The sequence below is a fragment of the Rhizobium sp. 18055 genome, assembly GCF_902706285.1.
In the GTDB taxonomy this organism is placed as follows: Bacteria; Pseudomonadota; Alphaproteobacteria; order Rhizobiales; family Rhizobiaceae; genus Rhizobium.
In genome coordinates, this window is sequence record NZ_CACSKD010000063.1 from 1 (window position 1) to 883 (window position 883).

Annotated in this window: 1 protein-coding gene; it reads left to right on the forward strand. The window is 62.4% G+C overall.

What is annotated here, in order from left to right; translation table 11 throughout:
* Positions 1-883 (forward strand): ISAzo13 family transposase (locus GVL52_RS27910; RefSeq protein ID WP_160012651.1); only part of this gene is annotated, 883 nt, incomplete at both ends.

The window sequence follows — 883 nt, forward strand, 5'->3', positions numbered from 1 at the left end:
TTGCGGGAACTTCGTGGCCAAGCGCCGGATTCAGCGCTTGGCGGTATCCGCCGCAAGGGCGCGGGCCGCAAGCCGCTGACCGAGACGGACCCGACGCTTCTGTCCGACCTGGAAGATCTTGTCGATCCGGCGACGCGCGGCGATCCGATGTCGCCGTTGAAGTGGACCTCGAAAAGCCTGCGAAACCTGGCGAGCGCCCTTTGCGCCATGGGTCATCGGGTCGGCTACGACGTCGTCGGGACCCTGTTGAAAAGACTTGGATACTCTCTTCAGGCCAATCGAAAGACGATCGAGGGATCAGGCCACGTCGATCGCGACGCGCAGTTCCAGCATATCGCCGAGACGGTCAAGGCCGCCATCGCCGCCGACCAGCCGGCGATCTCCGTGGATACGAAGAAAAAGGAACTCGTCGGCGACTTCAAGAATGGCGGACGTGAATACCGGCCGGCCGGATCACCCGAGCACGTCCGGGTCCACGACTTCGTCGATCCCAAGCTTGGTCGCGCCGCGCCCTACGGCATTTATGACATCGCCGACGACAAAGGATGGGTCAGCGTCGGCATCGACCATGACACGGCGGCCTTTGCCGTCAATGCGATCCGCTCCTGGTGGATGACCATGGGACGCGACCGCTATCCGCACGCCCATACCTTGACGATCACCGCCGATGGCGGGGGAAGCAACGGCTCGCGCGTCCGCCTTTTGAAGATCGAACTGCAAAAGCTTGCCGACGAACTGGCCCTGACCATCGTCGTCCTGCACTTGCCGCCCGGCACCAGCAAATGGAACAAGATCGAACATCGCCTCTTCTCGTTCATCTCGCGCAACTGGAGGGGGCGACCGCTCGTCGATTATCGCACCATTGTCGAACTGATCGCCGCGA